This is a genomic window from Veillonella atypica KON (genome assembly GCF_002959915.1).
GTDB lineage: Bacteria > Bacillota > Negativicutes > Veillonellales > Veillonellaceae > Veillonella > Veillonella atypica.
In genome coordinates this window covers 35144-54204 of sequence record NZ_PPDE01000006.1, presented here as the reverse complement: position 1 = coordinate 54204, position 19061 = coordinate 35144, and the positions used below count along the sequence as shown (strand labels likewise).

Genomic DNA, 19061 nt, shown 5'->3' with positions numbered 1-19061 from the left:
GTTCTACGGGTGGTTATGATATTGGGATAAGCGGAATATTCTTCTGTACTCTTCCGGTGCATCAGAACCATCAGAAGGTTTTATGATGACTCTAATATATATTTTTTCTTTGAAATCTGGATATGTTACAGCATATTCTTTGCAGAATTGATCCATTCGATTGTAAAAATTTGTTACATCATGGTTTTCTATGGCCGAATAGGGAATAGGCATTTCAATATACAAAGTAGATGTATCGTATGTAGCATAGGATAATTCTTCTGCTGTTAGATAGTTTTTCATTAATGGGAATGCAGTTATAAACGGGATATTGGTTATCAGTATTCGCTCAACTTGTGGTATAACAGGTGCAGAGGTGTGCAAGACTTCAGATATTTCAATGGGCATTTGTGGATATTTGTCAAAGGTGACTTGCCATGTATTGCCCCTTCGTGACGCTAGGTGATAGGTCAGATTAGGATAGTTCTTATTTATATATTGGTGTACCTCATCCTCACTGTAATGGGAGAGAAGATGACAACCTGTTGTCATTATGAGGGAGAATATGATTAATGGTAATAATACAAATCGTTTAAGAGTAAATGGTTTCATTGGTATTCCTTTTATACTACTTTAGAAAGTTCATTAAATCGTAATTGCTTAACAGGCATTGCTTAATTATTGTGGTAATTTGAAGTACATTCTTTTAATTATATTATACCTAAATTATATGTTTACTCATATAGTTGATTAGGATTCATGAATATATGCATTAGAAAATACATTTGATGTAATAGCTTTCACCATTGAAATATGATATACTATTCTAACGCGCATAATTCGTGCGCGATAGGAGGAAACACATTTAGATGTTAGAAAAATTTGAACAATTAATGATTAGCGAACCTGTTCTACGTGCGTTAAACGATATGGGCTTTGAAGAGCCTACGCCAATTCAACAGGAAGCTATCCCAGTTGCCATGAGCGGTAAAGACATGATCGGTCAAGCTCAAACAGGTACTGGTAAGACAGCGGCCTTTGGCCTACCTGTATTGGAACGCGTAGACGGCAGTAATCGTCACGTTCAAGTAGTGATTTTGTCCCCTACACGAGAATTAGCTATTCAAGTAGCAGAAGAGCTTAATAAAATGGCTCAGTATACGGATATTACGGCATTACCTATCTATGGTGGCCAAGATATTAACCGTCAATTCCGTGCATTGAAAAAGAATCCGCAAATCATTGTTGCCACACCAGGCCGATTGATGGACCATATGGACCGCGGTTCTATTAAATTTGAAGACGTTAAGATTGTCGTTCTTGACGAAGCTGATGAAATGTTAAACATGGGCTTTGTAGATGACATCAACAAAATTTTAGGGGCTATCCCAGAAGATCACCAAACATTGCTATTCTCTGCAACAATGCCTAAGGCGATTCGCGAGTTAGCAGAAACATACCTTACAGAACCAACGTTGATTCGTATGAAACCTACGCAAGTAACGATGGATCTTATCGAACAATACTATATCGAAGTACAAGACCGTCAAAAATTTGACGTGTTGTGCCGTTTGTTCGACTTACAAGCGCCAGAGTTGGCTATCATCTTTACACGTACGAAACGTCGTGTTGATGAAGTAACAGAAGCTCTTAAAAAACGTGGCTATATGGCGGAAGGTATCCATGGTGATTTATCACAACAAAAACGTGATAGTGTAATTCGTCAATTCCGAGAAGGTACAATTGACATTCTTGTAGCTACTGATGTGGCTGCTCGTGGCCTTGATATTTCCGGCGTATCTCATGTATATAACTATGATTTGCCACAAGATCCTGAAAGCTATACGCACCGTGTAGGTCGTACAGGTCGTGCAGGTAAGGCAGGCGAAGCCTATACATTTGTTATCCCTCGTGAAATTGAACACCTTCATGCTATTGAACGTTTAACAAAACGTAAAATTGCAAAACGTCGTGCTCCATCTTTGGGCGAAGTTTTGGAAGGTCAACAACGTCTTGCTGTTGAAAGCTTAATTGAAATGGCTGGCAATACAGAAGAGTTGGCACCATTTAAGGTGAATGCAGAAGAGTTGTTGAATGACACTGATTCTGTTACATTGATTGCGGCAGCACTTAAGTTGCTTACGAAAGAACCGGATACAACACCTGTAAATATTACAGAAGAAAAGCCTTTACGCGTGCGTCGTCGCCGTGAAGGTGGTCGTGGTGATCGTCGTCGCCGTGATGGAGACCGCCGCCGCGATGGAGACCGCCGCCGCGATGGTGATCGTCGTCGTGATGACCGTCCGCGCCGCAGTCGTGATGATCGCAAAGGTGACCGCCGTGATAGCCGTCGTCGTGATGATCGTCGTAGCGACCGTCCTAGAGCCGATCGTAAACCTCGTCATCAAAGCGAAGGTTTTAAACCATACTTTAAAGACTAATATGGTATGAACTTTGTTTAATGTATATTCATAGTAGGATTGCTATTGAACATAAGTTATGAAAACGTGGATTGTATAAATCCACGTTTTTTATTGCTTAAAATCTACTAGAATGGTACAATAAATAATAATTATTGTTTGAAAATGGACCATAGAGTACCGATATGTTTCCAAGTGGAGAAAGGTAGATTATTATGGATATCGCACAAATTTTGCGAAGCGAAGGGTTTAAGGTAACCCCTCAACGAATTGCAATTTATGATGCTTTGCGTGGTCATCACAATCACCCAACAGCAGAGATGATTTATCATAGCTTGCGTCCTACACATCCAAGCATGAGTTTAGCAACCGTATACAAAACGATGGAGATTTTTGAAAAAATTGGCCTTGTTAAGGTATTGGAAGTGGGCGATGAACGCGCACATTATGATTGGGATACAACAGCTCATGCACATATTCGCTGTGTTCGTTGTAACAAGGTAGAAGATATGATGAATGTCGATCTACATGCTATTGCTGATATTGCTGGAAAAGCTAGTGCTTATCAAATTACAGGACAGCAAATTACATTCGAAGGCGTATGCCCAGAATGTGCAAAAAAAGAAAGTCACTAACAGACGCCCCCTGCGTATACTCATGCAGGGGGTTTTTGAGTAAAAATAGAGTGGAAAGGAAATTTAATGTTTATTATAGGTTCACATTTATCAATATCAAAAGGGTATTTACATATGGGAAAGGAAGCTACCAAAATTGGGGGCAATACATTCCAATACTTTACACGCAATCCGCGCGGTGGTAGCATGCGTGCTCTCGATGTGGAGGATATGAATAGCCTTAGTGCGTATATGAAAGAACATAACTTTGGTACCTTGTTAGCCCATGCACCTTACACGTATAATCCGTGTGCAGCTAAGGAAGATTTGCGCGCTTTTGCAAAACAAGCCATGACAGAAGACTTAGAACGCATGGAATATTTACCAGGCCAGATGTATAACTTTCATCCCGGCAGTCATGTAAAGCAAGGTGTTGACCAAGGCATCGAATACATCGTGGAGTGCTTGAATGAAATCTTATTCCCAGGCATGAAAACAACGGTTCTTTTAGAGGTTATGGCTGGTAAGGGCACGGAAATTGGCTCTCGTTTTGAAGAAATTGCTCGTATTATTGACGGTGTAAAATTAAAAGAGTACATGGGTGTTTGTGTAGATACTTGCCATATTCACGAAGGTGGTTATGACATCGTTAATAATTTAGATGGTGTCATCGACGAGTTCGATCGTATTGTTGGTCTCGACCGTTTGAAAGCGATTCACTTGAACGATTCAAAAAATCCTATGGGGGCTCATAAAGACCGTCATGAAAAAATTGGGGAAGGTCATATCGGTATCGATGCAATTGCTCGTATTGTGACACATCCTAAACTGACGAGCTTGCCGTTCTATTTAGAAACGCCAAATGAATTAGATGGCTATGCAAAAGAAATTGCTATGTTGCGCTCTATCGTAGATAATCAATAATCAAGCAAAATAAATTGAGTTATATAATAATTGGTATAAACTAAATATATAAGGTATAGGGAGAACTGGAAAGGGGGGATGAAATGCGTTTTTTACATACTGCGGATTGGCATTTGGGGCGTATTTTTTATGGTCAGTATTTAACAGATGACCAAGCTCATGTGTTGGAGCATCAGTTCTTTACTATTTTGAAAGAAGAAAAAATCGATGGCATTTTGCTGGCAGGGGATGTATTTGATAGGGCGGTACCACCCATTGAAGCTATTGAATTATGGGACTCTATCATTACTCGTCTCGCTATGGATTATAAGGTCCCTCTATTTGTAGTGAGTGGAAACCACGATGGAGCGGAACGCCTTGAAGTGGGACGATCTATGCTAAGTGAATCGGGCATTCATATTTGGGGCTCCCCTCATCATGCATTACAACCCTTTGAATTTGAAGGCGCTGATGGTAGGGTGGCCATTTGTCCTATGCCGTTTAGCGAACCTCGTCGTATAGGTGACGCTTTGGGACTGAGCTCCAGTGAATCAAAACCAGTTGATACGGATACGGCTGAGGATACTTTGTTTTCCTATGTAGATGATAAGGATCAAGAAGCGGTCGCACTTAATTTACATAATTATGACCAAATGTATCAGTCTTGGAGTGATTATCTATATAAACAAGTGCCAAAACAGATGCGTAGCATTGCCATCGGTCACGCCTTTGTAATGGGTGGCGAAGTAGGTGGTTCGGAACGAACATTGTCTGTAGGTGGTAGTGAACAGGTGAGCCCTCACGTTTTTAAAAACTTTCACTATACAGCTCTTGGACATTTACATGGACCGCAACGGATGGGGGCAGACCATATTCGCTATAGCGGATCGCCATTGAAGTATTCCTTTGATGAACATGGGCAGAAGAAATCTTTTACCATTATTGATATGGATACAAACGGGAATGTAGATATTAGTACAATCCCTGTAGAGGCGAAGCGGGATGTAGTCATCTTGGAAGGTTATTTTGAGGACCTTTTAAATAATACAGCCCTCCAAAAGAAACATAAGGATGATTACGTGCAGGCACGCCTTCTAGATACGATGCCTATCATGGATGGCATGGCTAAGTTGCGTCAGGTCTATCACCGATGTATGACCATTGAATTGGCAGGGCGCATAGCAACACCTGTGGTAGATAGGGGGGATGCCGTATTTAAAGAGTTAAACGAGCGTGAATTATTTAATCAGTTTGCTGAAACCGTGTGGAAGAACCCCTTAACAGAGCGTGAGCAACAATATATCAACTCTGTATGGGATCGAATTTTAAAGGAGGACTAGATGAAGCCTATATCTTTAACTATAGAAGCCTTTGGTCCGTATCGAGATTCGGTTGCCTTAGATTTTAGCGAATTAGAGAATCATTCTATGTTCCTCATCTCCGGACCCACAGGAGCAGGAAAAACCTCCATTTTAGATGCTATGGTGTACGCCTTATATGGTGAGCCTAGCGGAGAAGCGCGTAAAACTGATGCTATTCGCAGCGATTTTGCGGAACCTGAGCGGATGACGCGTGTAGACTTTTCCTTTGCCATCGGAGATGCTCAATATCGTGTTGAAAGATTACCAAAACAGATGGTAGCCAAAAAACGCGGTACAGGTATGCGCGAACAGAACGCTAGTGCCACTGTCTATGAAATGAAAGCTGGTGAGTGGAAGATTATCGCCACCTCTGCGGCTGACATTCGCGATACGATTCAACGAATCATAGGTTTTCGGAAGGATCAATTTTTACAAGTGGTTCTATTGCCACAAGGGGAATTCAGAAAACTCCTTGTGGCCTCTACAAATGAACGGGAGGAATTACTACATACGCTCTTTAGAACAGAGTTATATCGAAAACTACAAGAGGCTCTTAAATCAGCTTATGATGATGCAAAAGCTGGCATTGAAGAAAATTTGATGAAACAAACGGCGTTGATACAGTCTATTCCTCACGATGAAGAGACTCCAGTGCTAACTGTCGAACATGTACGTGAACTATTATCTAATCGAGTACCACATCGTGATGTACTTGTAGTAGAACGAGATAGGGCTGTTAATGAGGTAGAACAATTTAATGCCTTGCGTAAGGAGTGGGCCCTATATAATCAAGCGCAACAATCTCTAGCACAGGCTACATCTCGATTAGATTTGGTGAAAGCTAAAGAACCTGAACGCACACAATTGAGTGAAAAGGTTCAATTCCTCAATTCCTTATCTCCAGTTCATGCATTGTATCAACAATACATTGATAAACAGTCTAGTTTAACAACATTAGAACGGGCACTGTCCGATGCAGAAAAAAGTGTGGACACTGCTACTCGACATGAGACTAATTGTATAGAGGCTCATGAAGCGTTAGAATCTCAAGCTGAGACGATACAATCTAAGAGGACTACTTTGGCTCAACTCCAACAACAGTCTGAAAAGTTTGATGAGTTAGGATTGTTGAAAAAAAAGATATCTACACTACGTGGTAATGTAAAACAATTGGATAGTAAAAAGAGTGAAGCTGACCTAGAGATACAACGCCAGCTCATCAAACAGATAGAAGTAGATGTTGAGGGTTTACGTAAACGCTTTCAAGAGAATAGTACACTACTGGAGCAGGTTCCTGTTATTCAAGAACAGCTTAATCATGTGCACAGATATTCTGAGTTGGTAGAAGAAATTAGTCAGGTTCAAAAAGAAATCGACATTAAGGATGAGACATTAGCAGCTCTTGATAAAACAGTGAAAGAGGCGAAGGTACATTTAGAGCGGCTAGAGCATTTAATGCAAGAAGGGCGCGCGTATGAACTGGTTCCTTTCGTGAAAGAAGATGAGCCTTGCCCAGTATGTGGCTCTACAGAACATCCTCATTTAGCAACTAAGCCAGAATTATATCCTACTAAGGATGAGGTTGAAGCTGCTCGAGGTGTTCGTGATAAAGCGTTACAACAACAAGCGAATGAAGTTGGTCAAAGGGATGCGTTAGTGGGGCGGATGCATGAATTATCTAAGCATATGGACGCACAAGTTTCGATTCTTCAGTCCTCTATAGATGGTTTTTCTAAGGAAAACTTTGCATCGCTTCAACAAGTTCTGTTATCTCAAATGGAACGATTCAAAACGTTACGTGGTGAATCTGAACAGCTAGGTAAGACTATTTCTGATGCGGAGCGTAGGTTAAGCACCGCTAAGGATACGTTGGCTAAATCAGAACTTGCGCATAATGAATTGCTTAAAGCATTGCATGAACTAGAGATTAGTATCAGTTCTGTACAAGCAAAAATAGATTCCTTATCAGAGTCGTTGCCTACTACGGATATAGAGTTGTGGCGTAAGCAAGTGACATTCTTAGCATCAGAAATTAAAGAGTATGATGCGCAGTTAACAGTGACTACAAAACAATTAGAGGAGGCTCGAGGGCAGCTAAGTGCTAAACGTGGTCGACTAGAAATCTTATCTTCTCAAGTAAAAGAAGAACAAAAGAATCTTGATTCGCTCCATGGGGAATATATACAGTCATTGCAATCTATATCGTTAAGTGAAATTGATTTTGTAGAAGCGTTGAGTGACTTTAATGCGTTAGAGAATTTTAAATCTAAGTTATATGACTTGGAAGAGGCCTTTAGTACAGCACAAGCTGTATATGATGCGGCACTAAAGACTACGGAGACTGTGGTTAAACCTAGCGATACCGTTTCGGATGAAGTATATGATGCAGCGGTAGAACGTCGTGATACATTGGTGGGCCATTTAGCGGCTTGGGATAAAGAAACACAGCATATAGAAACTACACTTGCTTCACTAGAGGAAATTGAATCGGCTATGGGGGAGGCCCGAGAGAAGGTAGCCTTCTTAAGTCGATTGAATGATCTCGCTAATGGGGGTGAACAAGGTTTTAAAAATGTCACCTTTGAGCGCTATGTATTGGGGGCCATTTTAGATGAGGTTGTTTATGCAGCCAATTTACGTCTTCAAAAGATGAGCCGTAGCCGTTACTCTTTGGAGCGTTCAGACTATACCGGTGGCGGCCGTGGTAAGCAAGGCCTTGATTTGGCCGTAATGGACGCTTTCACAGGACAATCTAGACCTGCGAATACCTTGTCAGGGGGAGAAACATTCTTGGCCTCTATGGCACTTGCCTTAGGTCTTGCCGACGTGATTCAAAGTTATGCCGGTGGTATTCATATGGATACGATGTTCATTGATGAAGGGTTTGGTACACTTGATCCTGATACATTGGAGCTCGCTATGGAAACATTGGTACAACTACAATCATCGGGGCGCCTTATCGGCATGATCTCCCATGTACCTGAGTTAAAGACGCGGATACCTGCCCATTTAGAGGTCACACGTGGTGATGAAGGTAGTACGGCAAAATTTGTGATTAACTAGCTATAAATTTACAAAATGTGATACTATTAAAAGAGGATATTAGCATAACTTTAAAAACCCAGTAAACGCGCGGTTTACTGGGTTTTCATTTGCTTAAAATTATCAAAAATCGTTACATTTCGTTACGGTAGCTCACCCGTGGCTCACCCTCAATTAGGTCATCGTAGGTCGGTAATTTATTCACCGCCTCTACATATTGATTCGTAGTCTTATGCGTGTAAATGTCTTGTGTGATATTGCTGGCAGTGGAGTGGCCAACAATATGCTTAACAATAATTTCCGGAATTTCTGCATTACTGCACATTGTGATAAACGTGTGTCTCGTATCGTGGGGTACATGTTCGCCCAAGTTGAGTTCTTGGCATATTTTAGTAAAATGAGTACGATATATGGTCTTACTAGGAGATTTAAATAACCTATTGGAGCGTTTGAATTGAGCTTCACTGTAGAAGGCAGATATAATTGGATAAATACATTCCGCTATTGGTATGATTCTACGTTTACCTGCGTCCGTTTTAGATCCACCAATCATGTATCGTTCTTTTAGATGCACATCCTCAATTTTAATACCGTATAGCTCGGAAATTCTGAGTCCGGTGTAAATATAAAGTAGCAATATTTGAGCCGTACGCTCGTTTTTATGCTCCCATAGTGTAATTATATGGCTCGGAGTAAAAACTTTCGCTATGCGTGTACTAGGGGCATTTTTTGAGATTATAATATCGCGCATATAATTCTTTGTTAACACTTCATGCTTTATCCCGACATTCATCACACGAACCAAGATAGCTTTGACTGATTGAAGATAGGATTGCTTCCTGGTCGGGTCATCAAAGAATGATTGAACATGGGGAACTCGTAAGGTAGTAACATCTTGTGATAAGAGATGCGCAAAGTGGTCCCGCACAATTTCAATATGTTGGATACGCCCTTTAGATAACCCTTGACGCTTTGACTCGTCAATCGTCCAATCGAATACTTGGCCAAAGGTAGTCATCTTACGTTCTGCAAAGGCATCTGGGTTACTCGCAAATTGTGCTAAGGCCTGGTATGCGTCAGCTTGCTTCGCAAAAGTCCCTAGTGAGCGCTTAATAGGTTTTCCTTCCGCTGTCCATCCGGCTGTGATAACAGCACGGTAAGGCTTACGAAGGTTTTTATGTTTCATTTTATAAACGGATCCTGTTCCGTTGGCTCGTTTCATGGCCATAATATATCCTCCTATAGCTAAGCCCCTATCTGAGTAGTATCGGATAGGGGCTTTACTTTATTTAAATTGAATCTGTTTAGCCTCCCCGTTTAGGTAGTAGGTTACGGTAGGTTTATTAGCATTGATGTAATCAACGAGTCCTGGCTGAACCGGTGCCACATATACGGTGTGGTAAAAGAACGATTCAGGGAACATATCGAATCGGTGCGCAGGCGGTACGGTCTGCACGAGTTGCCAGTGTGCCTGCACGGACTTCCCATTCGGGAAGGTAAGAGTGGAGTTCTCTCCGCCCTGGGCGGATGTGAGTGTCCAGTCCTCAAGGACTACACTGGTTACGGTATGGCCAAGCACGGACTCATTTCTAAACTCGATGGACGGTTTAGGCCATAGGGCGAATAGGGTGAGACCTATGGCGACTATAAGAATAATTACTACACTCAAAATACGTTTAATAGTCATTATAATAACCTCCCGAAGTTAAATAATGTGATGATAAAAGTCGATTCCGTCAATGTCACCATCATCAATCTGGGACATTCTAACCATACGCTCGACTAAATTAACGTGATGATCCACATAAAAGTCATCACGGATAATGTGACTCAGTTCATGCTTTATTTCTTCCCTCATTCGTTCATGGGGGAGATTTTTATTAATATAGATATTATGAGTATCTATATCCTCTGATTCCTCAGAAACTGCTTTGGCATTTGGTAAGTCACAATAGATAAGGTTAATAACCAATACTACCACTCTCCCTTGTGTGTATTACTTATGTTTAGATTTTAAGAACTCTATGTATTTGACAGTTTCTTCCATCTCCTCTTTAGTAATATCTTTTGCGGCAGAAAAGAGCATGCGCGCACCTGGGCGTGTACGTAGGTACTCCGCAAATTCGGCTGCTTCCGCATCAGAATAATATCCGTCTTCAACATACTTCTCTACTAATTGAGATTTAGGAACCCCGAAATAATTCGCCATCATCTCGATTTTATCAATTCTAGGATATGTGTTACCCTTAACCCAATCTGTAAAGGTCGTGTATTTAAAGCCCAAGTCAGCACAGATTTTATTACGGTCTATGCCTCGACTATCCATTAAGCGTTGGATATTTTCAGCCATAATAGCCTTATTACCTAAATCACTCATGTTGAAATCCTCTCAAATTAACATTATTAATATACCTATATATTACGATAGTTCCGTAAAAAAATCAATAATTTACGGAAATTTTACAATAATTTATGTTTAATTTATGGACATTACGGTTTATCCGTACTACAATGATAACTGTAAACAGGAACTACTCATCAGAAAGGAGGTAGCCCATGAAGTACACGCTGAAGATGTTGAGGGCATCGAGAAATTGGTCCCAGGTAACAGCGGCAATGCATGTTGGCGTATCAGTTGACACCTGGGGGAACTGGGAGCGTAAGCGTTCATTTCCGGATGTGCCACACATTAAGAAGATTCAAGAGGTGTTCAATGTGGCATATGATGACATTATTTTTTTATAGTGAATTACGGTTAAACCGTTACGGAATGTTAAGATTCTAACCCAATACAGGAGGTAAAACTATGAACAATGAAAAAGATAATCGTATCATCATCGAACATTTACACGTTCAACAGATTCATCGAACCGCTAAGATTGACCTCTGGTTCAACCGAATCCTTGGATTGTTGTCCTTTATAACGTTAACCGTTATGATTATCTACTTTGTAATCATGTTAAAGGTATTATGAACCCCACCATTACAGTAAAGCAGATGGCTAGCGTTTTAGGCCTAACCCTTACAGCGGTTAGAGAGGGCATCGCTAACAACCATTACAAAGCCTTCGCCTACTGCTATGGCAAAGGCAAAAAACGAACCTTCGTCATTGACCGGTTCGGATTTGAAACATACCTGGCTCGAACAGGGAGAAGTGAAGAGTACATCAAGGAGGCATTTAATCATGCATGCATTTCTTAAATTAGTAGCCGGATTAATCCTCATGGGCTCCGTTGGTAGCCTTGAGATTGACCGCATAGGCTTTACCCAGTATTTTGTGCAATGTGCATTAGGATTGGCGCTTTGGATTGTGGCCGAACAGGGCCAAACTATCAGACGGCTCCAAAAACTACAAAGGAGACAACGATGAGGCGAAAACCAATCATCCCGATGATGCGACTCAAGAACAGTTTCGACCTTAAGAAACTGATCTACGATAACACGCCATATGGGCTATGCAGTTTCGCTGAAGTCATCGGCGTAAATCCGATGACCCTGGTCAAATTATCCAAGCACTTGCCTGTGCGGATATGCACTGCCCGGTTAGTAGCGAAAGGGCTTGGTCAACGAATCAACTTCTTATTTGACCAGTGCTCGATTCAGCAAAAGACCTGGGGCAATCGATTTGGGTATCGCTTGAAACCAGAAGTGTTCCGGAAGGTGCTAGCTGATAAGAGATTGTCCATTCAAGACGTCGCTGAGATGTGCGGGATGCACTATGCAACCCTATACAGCCATCTCAAGGGCATAAATAAGTCGATGTCCTTTCGAAAGGCGGTTATCTTGGCCGATAAGCTAAGTATCGATATCGGATTATTATTTGACTTTAGCCAGTATTAAGTGAGGCAATCCTCACATGGGCAATGATGGCCAATTGGTACGGAGCCCAAGTAGTATATTTTGCAATTTAGCAGAAAGGAGGTTCCTATGCAGAACCCTACAAAGAACAACGTACGGACCTTTGTTAGAAGTCTGTACAACGCTCGGCTCCTGGAACAAACAGAAGCGGAAAGCGTAGCGCTCGAATCACACTACATTAGCCTTAAGGCTGACGGACGTGTAGCAGCTGCTGAAGCGTTCCACAAAGTCATTAATGGCTTACGTGAAGCACGGAAAGGCGCCCAACGTTTGGAAGAACTGGGCTATGGCACACTAGCTAATAAGCTTGTACCTGATGCGGATAACTTCATCCAACGCATGTGCAAACCACTCCACGAATGGTGGTATGACAATCTTGATGTTAACTCCGAGAAGGGCCAAAAGTGGCGTGCAGTCCTAGAAGTGGCCAAACCTTACGAAATTGAGATTCGTAAGTTGAAGTCAGCGCGGAATGCATTGAATAGCATTATTGATCGTTCCGCTTCAGGGAAGCAGGCCGTAGTCGAGCTTAAGAAATTTGGATTCGACTATGACACCTGGGCACACGCACAAGTTGATATCGGCGGTCCTTCTGACTTCGATATTCTTAAACGCCCAAAAGAAAACGACCGCATCAGTACTGGGAATACTGACACGGCCACATCAAAATAATTTGACACTTATATTATACGAGGTAATTCAACTATGAACAAGAAAGTAATTGTATCCACGCTCGCAATCTCCGCGCTAGCGGTTAATGTATTCGCACAAGGTAGTAACTTAGGCCCTAATGGCACCGCTAATGGTGATGCAAGCCTTATTATTGGCACTAATAATACAACAACTACAAATGCTACATCCGCCTTCATCGCGGGCACTCAAAATACAGTATCTGCTCCAAACGGCATCGCCTTTGGCACTAATAATTCCGTATCTGGAGAAAACGGCTTTGCCGGCGGTAATGATGCCAAAGCATCCGGCCGTAACTCCTTCGCGTTTGGCTCGCATGCAGAAAGTCTAGTGGAGTACACCATCGCTATCGGCAACCAGGCTAGAACGGCGTCCTATGATAGCGTTGCTATCGGGAATGGCGCGTTCGTATCAGGCGAAAGCTCCGTGGCCTTTGGTCGTTCCAACAACGTGACTGGTGAAAACTCCGTCGCAGTTGGTGCTAACAATGGCACAGTAGCTGGTGGCCAGTCCGCCGTAGTTGGCTACAACAATAAAATCGGTTCCCAAAAGGAACAGTTGGTGTTTGGTTCTAATTCCGAATCTAATGGCCAAGGTGCTCTTGTATTCGGCACACATGCCAAATCATTAGCCACAGATGCAGTAGCGTTCGGGAACAACACAATTGCTGACCGCGCCAACGCGGTGGCTATTGGCACCAACTCGGTGACCGATGATGCGGTAGGTGTTGATGCCATTACAATCAACGGCACTCGCCACGTATTTGCAGGCGAACAACCAGGCGCCGTCGTATCCTTTGGCTCCAAAGCTCGCACGGGTGCAGGTGGTGTGGCTCAATATAATCGACAACTCCAAAACGTGAGTGCAGGGCGCGTTGAGGCTGACAGCTTGGACGCTGTCAACGGCTCCCAGTTATACGCTGCTTACGATGAGATTAATACTATTGGTGCAAAGGTGCGTACTAATACGGCTGATATCAGCACACTTCAAGGCACCTCTGCTAATCATGAAACACGTATCACGAATTTGGAAAACCGCCAATACAACATGGCCGGTGAAATCAACAACCGCATCAATACTACAAACCAACGCATTAACAAGTTGGGGGCATCTAGTGCTGCATTAAGTGGCTTGCATCCGCTTGAATTTAATCGTAATGATAAAGCATCTTTTGCGATTAGCTATGGGCATTACCGCAATGCTAACGCAGTAGCATTGGGAGCGTTCTATCGCCCTAATGAACGTGTACTGATTGGTGCGGGTATGACATTGGGTGCTGAAAATCAGTACACCATTAATCTTGCGTTTAAGACTGGCAAAGGGTCTGATTACCTCGCTGAAGCCAAAGATGCGCAAAGCCGTATCAGTAAGTTAGAACGATTGGTTGACGAGTTAACTCAAGAAGTTGCTGCGCAACGTCGTATTTAGGAGGCCATTATGAATAAACCTAAAACTCACACACTATCAATCAATATGGATTTGAGCAAAGACTACAGCTCCTGCCGTTGTGCATGTAGAACCACATTAACCGACCAGAAGGTACTTGGCGCGATGTTAGCTAGCGCGGTAGTAGCTATCACTCACGACTATAGCCGAGACCCGCACGCGTTTGCAAAGGCAGTAACCTGTACGGTTATGGAATTTATTGATAAACCAGGCTTTACATCGCCAAGTCAAAAACTATCTTAGAGGTGATGCAATTGGCTCGGAAAAATAGAAGAAAACGGATAGCGAAAGATACTGCAATAGAGCAGATGATTTCACCGGAAGTACATAAAACCGCTCCACCTAGTCCGTGGGATGTTAGAAGCTCCCTCAGGGAACAATCTAAACGTGAAAAGATTGTTACGAAGAGACTTAATAGGATTGATACCTGGGTGACTAGAGCATGCCAAGTCGTATTCATCATCTTAGGCATTTGCGTTCTCATGCTGCTACATGTTAACGGCATTATTTAGATATTAACTAGAAAGGATGTTCCTTATGATCAGAATTACTTTTGAAGCAAAAAACTATGTATCTCTTTGTGAAGAACTTAAATTGTTCCTCAGCTACAGTAATATACCTACAACGGAAGAACCGCCCACAGCTCCGGTGGTACCCGCCGCAGTCCAAGCTCCGCCGGTGGCTCCAGTCACTCAACCTACTACAGTAGCACCTGTGGTACCGACATCTGTGTCGGTACCAACAACTCCAGAACCTCAACAGGCACCGCCTACTCCGGCCGTACCTGTAGCACCGGTTAAAGAATATACCTTAGAAGAAATTCAGGTGGCATTGCAACCTTTAATGGATGCAGGCCGGACGAATGAAATCGTTGGCTTGATGCAAAAATACAAAGTGGCAAGCCTTCCTGAACTTCCAAAAGACCAATTCCCTAATCTCGTAGTTGACCTTCGCAACATGGGGGCTCGAATCTAATGGCTAGCCATGCGCTACTAAGCGCATCAAGTTCCCATAGGTGGCTACATTGTACGGGGGCGCCTCGATTAGAGGCGACCTTCCCTGATACTACATCAGAATATGCAAAGGAAGGAACCCTCGCACATGAACTATGTGAATTGAAACTAAAAAAATACACTACGGTAATGGCCAAAGGTACCTACACCAGGGCGTATAACAAAATCAAAAAGAATGAGCTATGGGCACCTGAGATGGACGAAACTACAGACGTGTATCTCGAATACATCAAGTCCATCATGTTAAGTTACAAGGTCGCTCCTGTGGTAGTCATCGAAAAGCGTGTTGACTTTAGCCAGTATGTACCTGAAGGCTTTGGTACTGCGGACTGCATCATCTTAGCGGGTGATACGCTCCATATCATTGACTATAAACACGGTAAAGGTGTTGTAGTTGATGCGGATCATAATCCACAAATGATGTTATACGCGCTTGGGGCTATGCACGATTACAGTCTCTTATATAAGTTCAATACTATTAAGATGACCATTGTACAGCCTCGTGTTAACAACATTTCAGAGTTTGAAATGTCCTCCGATGAGCTTCGTAAATGGGGTGAGGAGGTAGTCGCACCGAAAGCTAAAGAGGCCTACGAAATGGAAGGCCACACATTTGAGGCTGGTGCCTGGTGTGGGTTCTGTAGGGCAAAGGCTCAATGCAGAACACGATGTGCGCATTTCGATGCGATGCATGTATTCACGAACCAAGACCCTCGTCTGATTAGCCTTGAAGAACTAGGTACATACCTAGAGCACGGCAAAGATATCGAATCCTGGTACAAAGATATCAAGGAATACGCTTTATCTGAATCCTTAGCCGGTGCGGAGGTGCCAGGTTGGAAAGCCGTAGAGGGCAGAGGCTCCAGAGCGTTCCAAGATGGAGATACCGCTATTCAAACCCTTATCAATGGTGGGGTAGATGAATCTATCCTCTATGAACGTAAGGTTCTTACCTTGGCTCAGATTGAAAAGGCCATCGGTAAGAAAGATTTTAATGAACTCGTAGGCGACCAGGTCGTTAAGAACCCTGGCAAACCTACTCTTGTAGTTGATACGGATAAGCGCCCACGTATCACTAACCAACCTAGTGCGGCGCAAGTATTTAATACCAATGGAGGTAACTAATTATGGCATTTCAATGCAAACCAACAGAAGTCCTTTTACAAAACGTACGTTTATCTTTCGTTCATTTACTTGAACCATACACTAACCCAAACAATTTCAGCGAAGCCAAATATAGCGCGATGATCCTTGTACCTAAATCAGATACCGCACAAGTTCAAGCAATTCAGCAAGCCATCGACGCAGCAATTGCCGATGCTCGTGTGAAACATGGCGCCAAAGTTCCGGCTCAACCTAAAACACCACTCCACGATGGCGACGGATACACGCCAGGTGGTAAAGAATACGGCCCTGAATGTAAAGGTCATTACGTATTCAACGCGTCTCAATCCATGAAATTCAAGCCAGAAGTAGTCGACCTTCAAGGTCAGCCACTTACTGAACCTGGCCAAGTATATTCTGGCATGTATGCCAATGTATTGGTTAACTTCTATTTCTATAACAATCAATCATCTGGTATCTCCGCCGGTTTAGGCCCTGTACAAAAGGTACGTGACGGCGAACCTCTTGGCGGGGGCCAACCTGCATCCGCTGCATCCGTATTCGGAGCTCCTCAAGGTAGCGCAGCAAATGTATTCGGTGGTGCTGAAGCCGTTCCAGCTATCAACCCTGTTACTGGCCTTCCAATGTAATAGGTGGCCATTATGCGCCATCTCAACATTGATATAGAGACGTTTTCGTCAAATGACATTGGCGCGGGGGTATACAAATATGTCGAAGCGGAGGATTTCGAAATCCTCCTATTCGCATATGCGTATGACTTTGGCCAGGTTGAAGTTGTGGATCTAGCACAGGGTGAAACAATACCGGATGAGGTGCTTGCAGACCTCAAAAATCCGGATGTAATTAAACATGCCTACAATGCACAGTTTGAAATCACCTGTTTAAACAAGGCCGGATATACTACTCCATTACGTCAATGGCACTGTACGATGATACACGGAGCCTACTTAGGGTATCCTATGGGCCTTGCTAAGTTAGGCGTGGCTTTAGGATTACCTCAAGATAAATTAAAGGATAAAGCCGGTAAAGCTTTAATCCGATATTTTAGTATTCCTTGTAACCCGACTAAATCTAACGGCGGTCGAACTCGTAACCTGCCACACCACGAGCCTGAAAAGTGGCGAACCTATGTCGAATACAATCGTCAAGACGTAGTCACTGAAATGGAATGTTATAAACGGCTCGCGTCGTTTCCTGTACCTGATGAGACCTGGAACGATTGGTACATCGATATTGAAATTAATAATCGCGGTGTACTTATCGACCATGAAATGGTTATCGGAGCCCTTTGCATCGATGAAGAAAACACGAACATCCTCACAAAGGAAGCCCAAGAAATCACAAGGCTTGCCAATCCGAACTCTACGCAAGCACTCCTCAATTGGATTAACACCAACACAGGGGCCAACCTTCCTAACTTAACTAAGAATACAGTTGATAGCGCTCTCAAGAGTGATATTAACCAGGTGGCCAAACGTGTTCTTATGTTACGTAAGAAACTGGCCAAGTCCTCTGTATCGAAGTACGTCAAGATGGAAGAGTCCTGGGGCTCAGATTATCGCCTCAGAGGCGTGTTACAGTTTTACGGAGCCAATCGTACTGGACGATGGGCCGGTCGGCTGATACAGGTCCAAAATCTACCCAGAAACTACATCGAAACGCTTGACGTCGCACGTTCCCTCGTGGCACATCGTAATCGTGTAGGGCTTGAACTCTTGTATGGTGATGTAGCCGATACGCTCTCACAATTAATCCGTACGGCTATTATCGCCCCAGAGGGTAAGACATTATGCGTGGCTGACTTCTCCGCCATTGAAGCACGGGTTATCGCCTGGCTAAGTTGTGAGCAGTGGCGCCAACAAGTATTCGCCCATGATGGTGATATCTACTGCGCCTCGGCATCCTCGATGTTTGGCGTTCCAGTCGTGAAACACGGCGAAAACGGACACCTTCGACAAAAGGGTAAAGTCGCAGAATTGGCCCTTGGGTATCAAGGAGGCGTCAACGCATTAAAGGCTATGGGCGCCCTTGATATGGGCCTTTCGGAAGAAGAACTTCCGGACATTGTCAGATTATGGCGTGAAGCGTCACCACGTATTCGGGACTTATGGTACCAGGTAGAAAATGCTGCCGTGTATACCGTAACCACAGGCAACCCTATGGGCCTTGACCACGGTATTATATTTCGATTAGAAATTGATCCGATATACGGCTATCGCTACATGACGATAGAGTTGCCAAGCGGGCGGAAGCTATTTTACCCTGGTGCGTATATCAAAGAAAACCAATTCGGTAAGGACGCCGTCCATTTCAAGGCGCAATTCAACAACGCCTGGGTGGATGATAGTACATACGGCGGAAAACTTGTCGAAAACATTACCCAAGCCGTAGCTCGAGACTGCCTGGCAGTTACGTTACGTCGATTGACGATAGCAGGGTATCCGATTACTATGCACATCCACGATGAAGCGGTTATGGAAATCCCTTCCGAGGGTAAGGAGAAAACCCTTGATAAGGTTAACGCTTTATTTGGGGCTCCGATTCCCTGGGCTGACGGGTTACACCTCTCCGCCGCCGGATTCACCAGTGATTATTATATGAAGGATTAGA

General features: G+C 43.2%; 21 protein-coding genes. 16 read left to right on the top strand and 5 right to left on the bottom strand.

Features of this window, described 5'->3' with window-relative positions; all coding sequences use genetic code 11:
• Positions 1 to 3 precede the first annotated feature (3 nt).
• Positions 4 to 591, bottom strand: a complete 588-nt coding sequence (locus VAHSUH02_RS03705; RefSeq protein WP_038148548.1) for a hypothetical protein — start codon at positions 589 to 591, stop codon at positions 4 to 6.
• A 257-nt stretch (positions 592 to 848) separates the two neighbouring features.
• Here VAHSUH02_RS03705 and cshA point away from each other — a divergent pair, with 257 nt between their 5' ends.
• The 5 genes from cshA (at position 849) to VAHSUH02_RS03680 (ending at position 8340) form a co-directional block, all read left to right on the top strand.
• The gene (cshA, locus tag VAHSUH02_RS03700; RefSeq protein WP_005382441.1) at positions 849 to 2420 is read left to right on the top strand and encodes a degradosome RNA helicase CshA; all 1572 of its coding nucleotides are present in this window, start codon (positions 849 to 851) and stop codon (positions 2418 to 2420) included.
• Positions 2421 to 2614: 194 nt separating this feature from the next.
• A complete protein-coding gene (locus tag VAHSUH02_RS03695) occupies positions 2615 to 3034 on the top strand; it encodes a Fur family transcriptional regulator (RefSeq protein WP_005379327.1) in 420 nt (139 codons plus the stop codon).
• A gap of 66 nt (positions 3035 to 3100) precedes the next feature.
• Positions 3101 to 3937, top strand: coding sequence for a deoxyribonuclease IV (locus tag VAHSUH02_RS03690; RefSeq protein WP_005379311.1), 837 nt, complete (start codon positions 3101 to 3103; stop codon positions 3935 to 3937).
• A gap of 83 nt (positions 3938 to 4020) precedes the next feature.
• The gene (locus tag VAHSUH02_RS03685; protein ID WP_005382439.1) at positions 4021 to 5256 is read left to right on the top strand and encodes an exonuclease SbcCD subunit D; all 1236 of its coding nucleotides are present in this window, start codon (positions 4021 to 4023) and stop codon (positions 5254 to 5256) included.
• Positions 5257 to 8340, top strand: coding sequence for an AAA family ATPase (locus VAHSUH02_RS03680; RefSeq protein WP_005382438.1), 3084 nt, complete (start codon positions 5257 to 5259; stop codon positions 8338 to 8340). It begins immediately after the preceding gene.
• A gap of 112 nt (positions 8341 to 8452) precedes the next feature.
• On the opposite strand, the gene VAHSUH02_RS03675 is transcribed toward VAHSUH02_RS03680, so the two are convergent.
• The 4 genes from VAHSUH02_RS03675 to VAHSUH02_RS03660 are packed head-to-tail and all read right to left on the bottom strand — an operon-like array spanning position 8453 to position 10696.
• Entirely contained in the window at positions 8453 to 9547 is a 1095-nt protein-coding gene (locus tag VAHSUH02_RS03675; RefSeq protein WP_005382437.1) for a tyrosine-type recombinase/integrase, read from the bottom strand.
• Between the two features lie 57 nt (positions 9548 to 9604).
• A complete protein-coding gene (locus VAHSUH02_RS03670) occupies positions 9605 to 10006 on the bottom strand; it encodes a hypothetical protein (protein ID WP_005382436.1) in 402 nt (133 codons plus the stop codon).
• A gap of 18 nt (positions 10007 to 10024) precedes the next feature.
• Positions 10025 to 10300: an ImmA/IrrE family metallo-endopeptidase gene (locus VAHSUH02_RS03665; RefSeq protein WP_005382435.1), complete on the bottom strand. Its 276-nt coding sequence runs from the start codon at positions 10298 to 10300 to the stop codon at positions 10025 to 10027.
• Positions 10301 to 10315: 15 nt separating this feature from the next.
• Positions 10316 to 10696, bottom strand: coding sequence for a helix-turn-helix domain-containing protein (locus VAHSUH02_RS03660; RefSeq protein WP_005382434.1), 381 nt, complete (start codon positions 10694 to 10696; stop codon positions 10316 to 10318).
• Positions 10697 to 10875: 179 nt separating this feature from the next.
• On the opposite strand from VAHSUH02_RS03660, the gene VAHSUH02_RS03655 reads away from it, so the two are divergent.
• The 11 genes from VAHSUH02_RS03655 to VAHSUH02_RS03600 all read left to right on the top strand — a co-directional run bounded on the left by VAHSUH02_RS03655 (position 10876) and on the right by VAHSUH02_RS03600 (position 19060).
• Positions 10876 to 11064: a helix-turn-helix transcriptional regulator gene (locus tag VAHSUH02_RS03655; RefSeq protein ID WP_005382433.1), complete on the top strand. Its 189-nt coding sequence runs from the start codon at positions 10876 to 10878 to the stop codon at positions 11062 to 11064.
• Between the two features lie 61 nt (positions 11065 to 11125).
• Complete coding sequence (locus VAHSUH02_RS09680; RefSeq protein WP_005382432.1) at positions 11126 to 11293, top strand: hypothetical protein; 168 nt, start codon at positions 11126 to 11128, stop codon at positions 11291 to 11293.
• Positions 11294 to 11503: 210 nt separating this feature from the next.
• Positions 11504 to 11689 carry a hypothetical protein gene (locus VAHSUH02_RS09675; protein WP_038148544.1) on the top strand — a complete coding sequence of 62 codons (186 nt, stop codon included), beginning with the start codon at positions 11504 to 11506 and terminating at the stop codon, positions 11687 to 11689.
• Complete coding sequence (locus VAHSUH02_RS03640; protein ID WP_005382430.1) at positions 11686 to 12159, top strand: helix-turn-helix domain-containing protein; 474 nt, start codon at positions 11686 to 11688, stop codon at positions 12157 to 12159. The genes VAHSUH02_RS09675 and VAHSUH02_RS03640 overlap by 4 nt, the downstream gene beginning before the upstream one ends.
• An 87-nt stretch (positions 12160 to 12246) precedes the next feature.
• Positions 12247 to 12849 carry a hypothetical protein gene (locus tag VAHSUH02_RS03635; protein WP_005382429.1) on the top strand — a complete coding sequence of 201 codons (603 nt, stop codon included), beginning with the start codon at positions 12247 to 12249 and terminating at the stop codon, positions 12847 to 12849.
• A 33-nt stretch (positions 12850 to 12882) separates the two neighbouring features.
• A complete protein-coding gene (locus VAHSUH02_RS03630; protein WP_005382428.1) occupies positions 12883 to 14295 on the top strand; it encodes a YadA-like family protein in 1413 nt (470 codons plus the stop codon).
• 9 nt (positions 14296 to 14304) lie between these two features.
• Positions 14305 to 14556, top strand: a complete 252-nt coding sequence (locus VAHSUH02_RS03625; protein WP_005382427.1) for a hypothetical protein — start codon at positions 14305 to 14307, stop codon at positions 14554 to 14556.
• 294 nt (positions 14557 to 14850) lie between these two features.
• Complete coding sequence (locus VAHSUH02_RS03615; RefSeq protein WP_038148542.1) at positions 14851 to 15288, top strand: hypothetical protein; 438 nt, start codon at positions 14851 to 14853, stop codon at positions 15286 to 15288.
• Positions 15288 to 16451, top strand: coding sequence for a DUF2800 domain-containing protein (locus tag VAHSUH02_RS03610; protein ID WP_005382424.1), 1164 nt, complete (start codon positions 15288 to 15290; stop codon positions 16449 to 16451). Before VAHSUH02_RS03615 ends, VAHSUH02_RS03610 begins: the two co-directional genes overlap by 1 nt.
• Before the next feature lie 2 nt (positions 16452 to 16453).
• Positions 16454 to 17080, top strand: a complete 627-nt coding sequence (locus VAHSUH02_RS03605) for a DUF2815 family protein (protein WP_005382423.1) — start codon at positions 16454 to 16456, stop codon at positions 17078 to 17080.
• A gap of 12 nt (positions 17081 to 17092) precedes the next feature.
• Positions 17093 to 19060 carry a DNA polymerase gene (locus VAHSUH02_RS03600; protein WP_005382422.1) on the top strand — a complete coding sequence of 656 codons (1968 nt, stop codon included), beginning with the start codon at positions 17093 to 17095 and terminating at the stop codon, positions 19058 to 19060.
• Position 19061 lies beyond the last annotated feature (1 nt).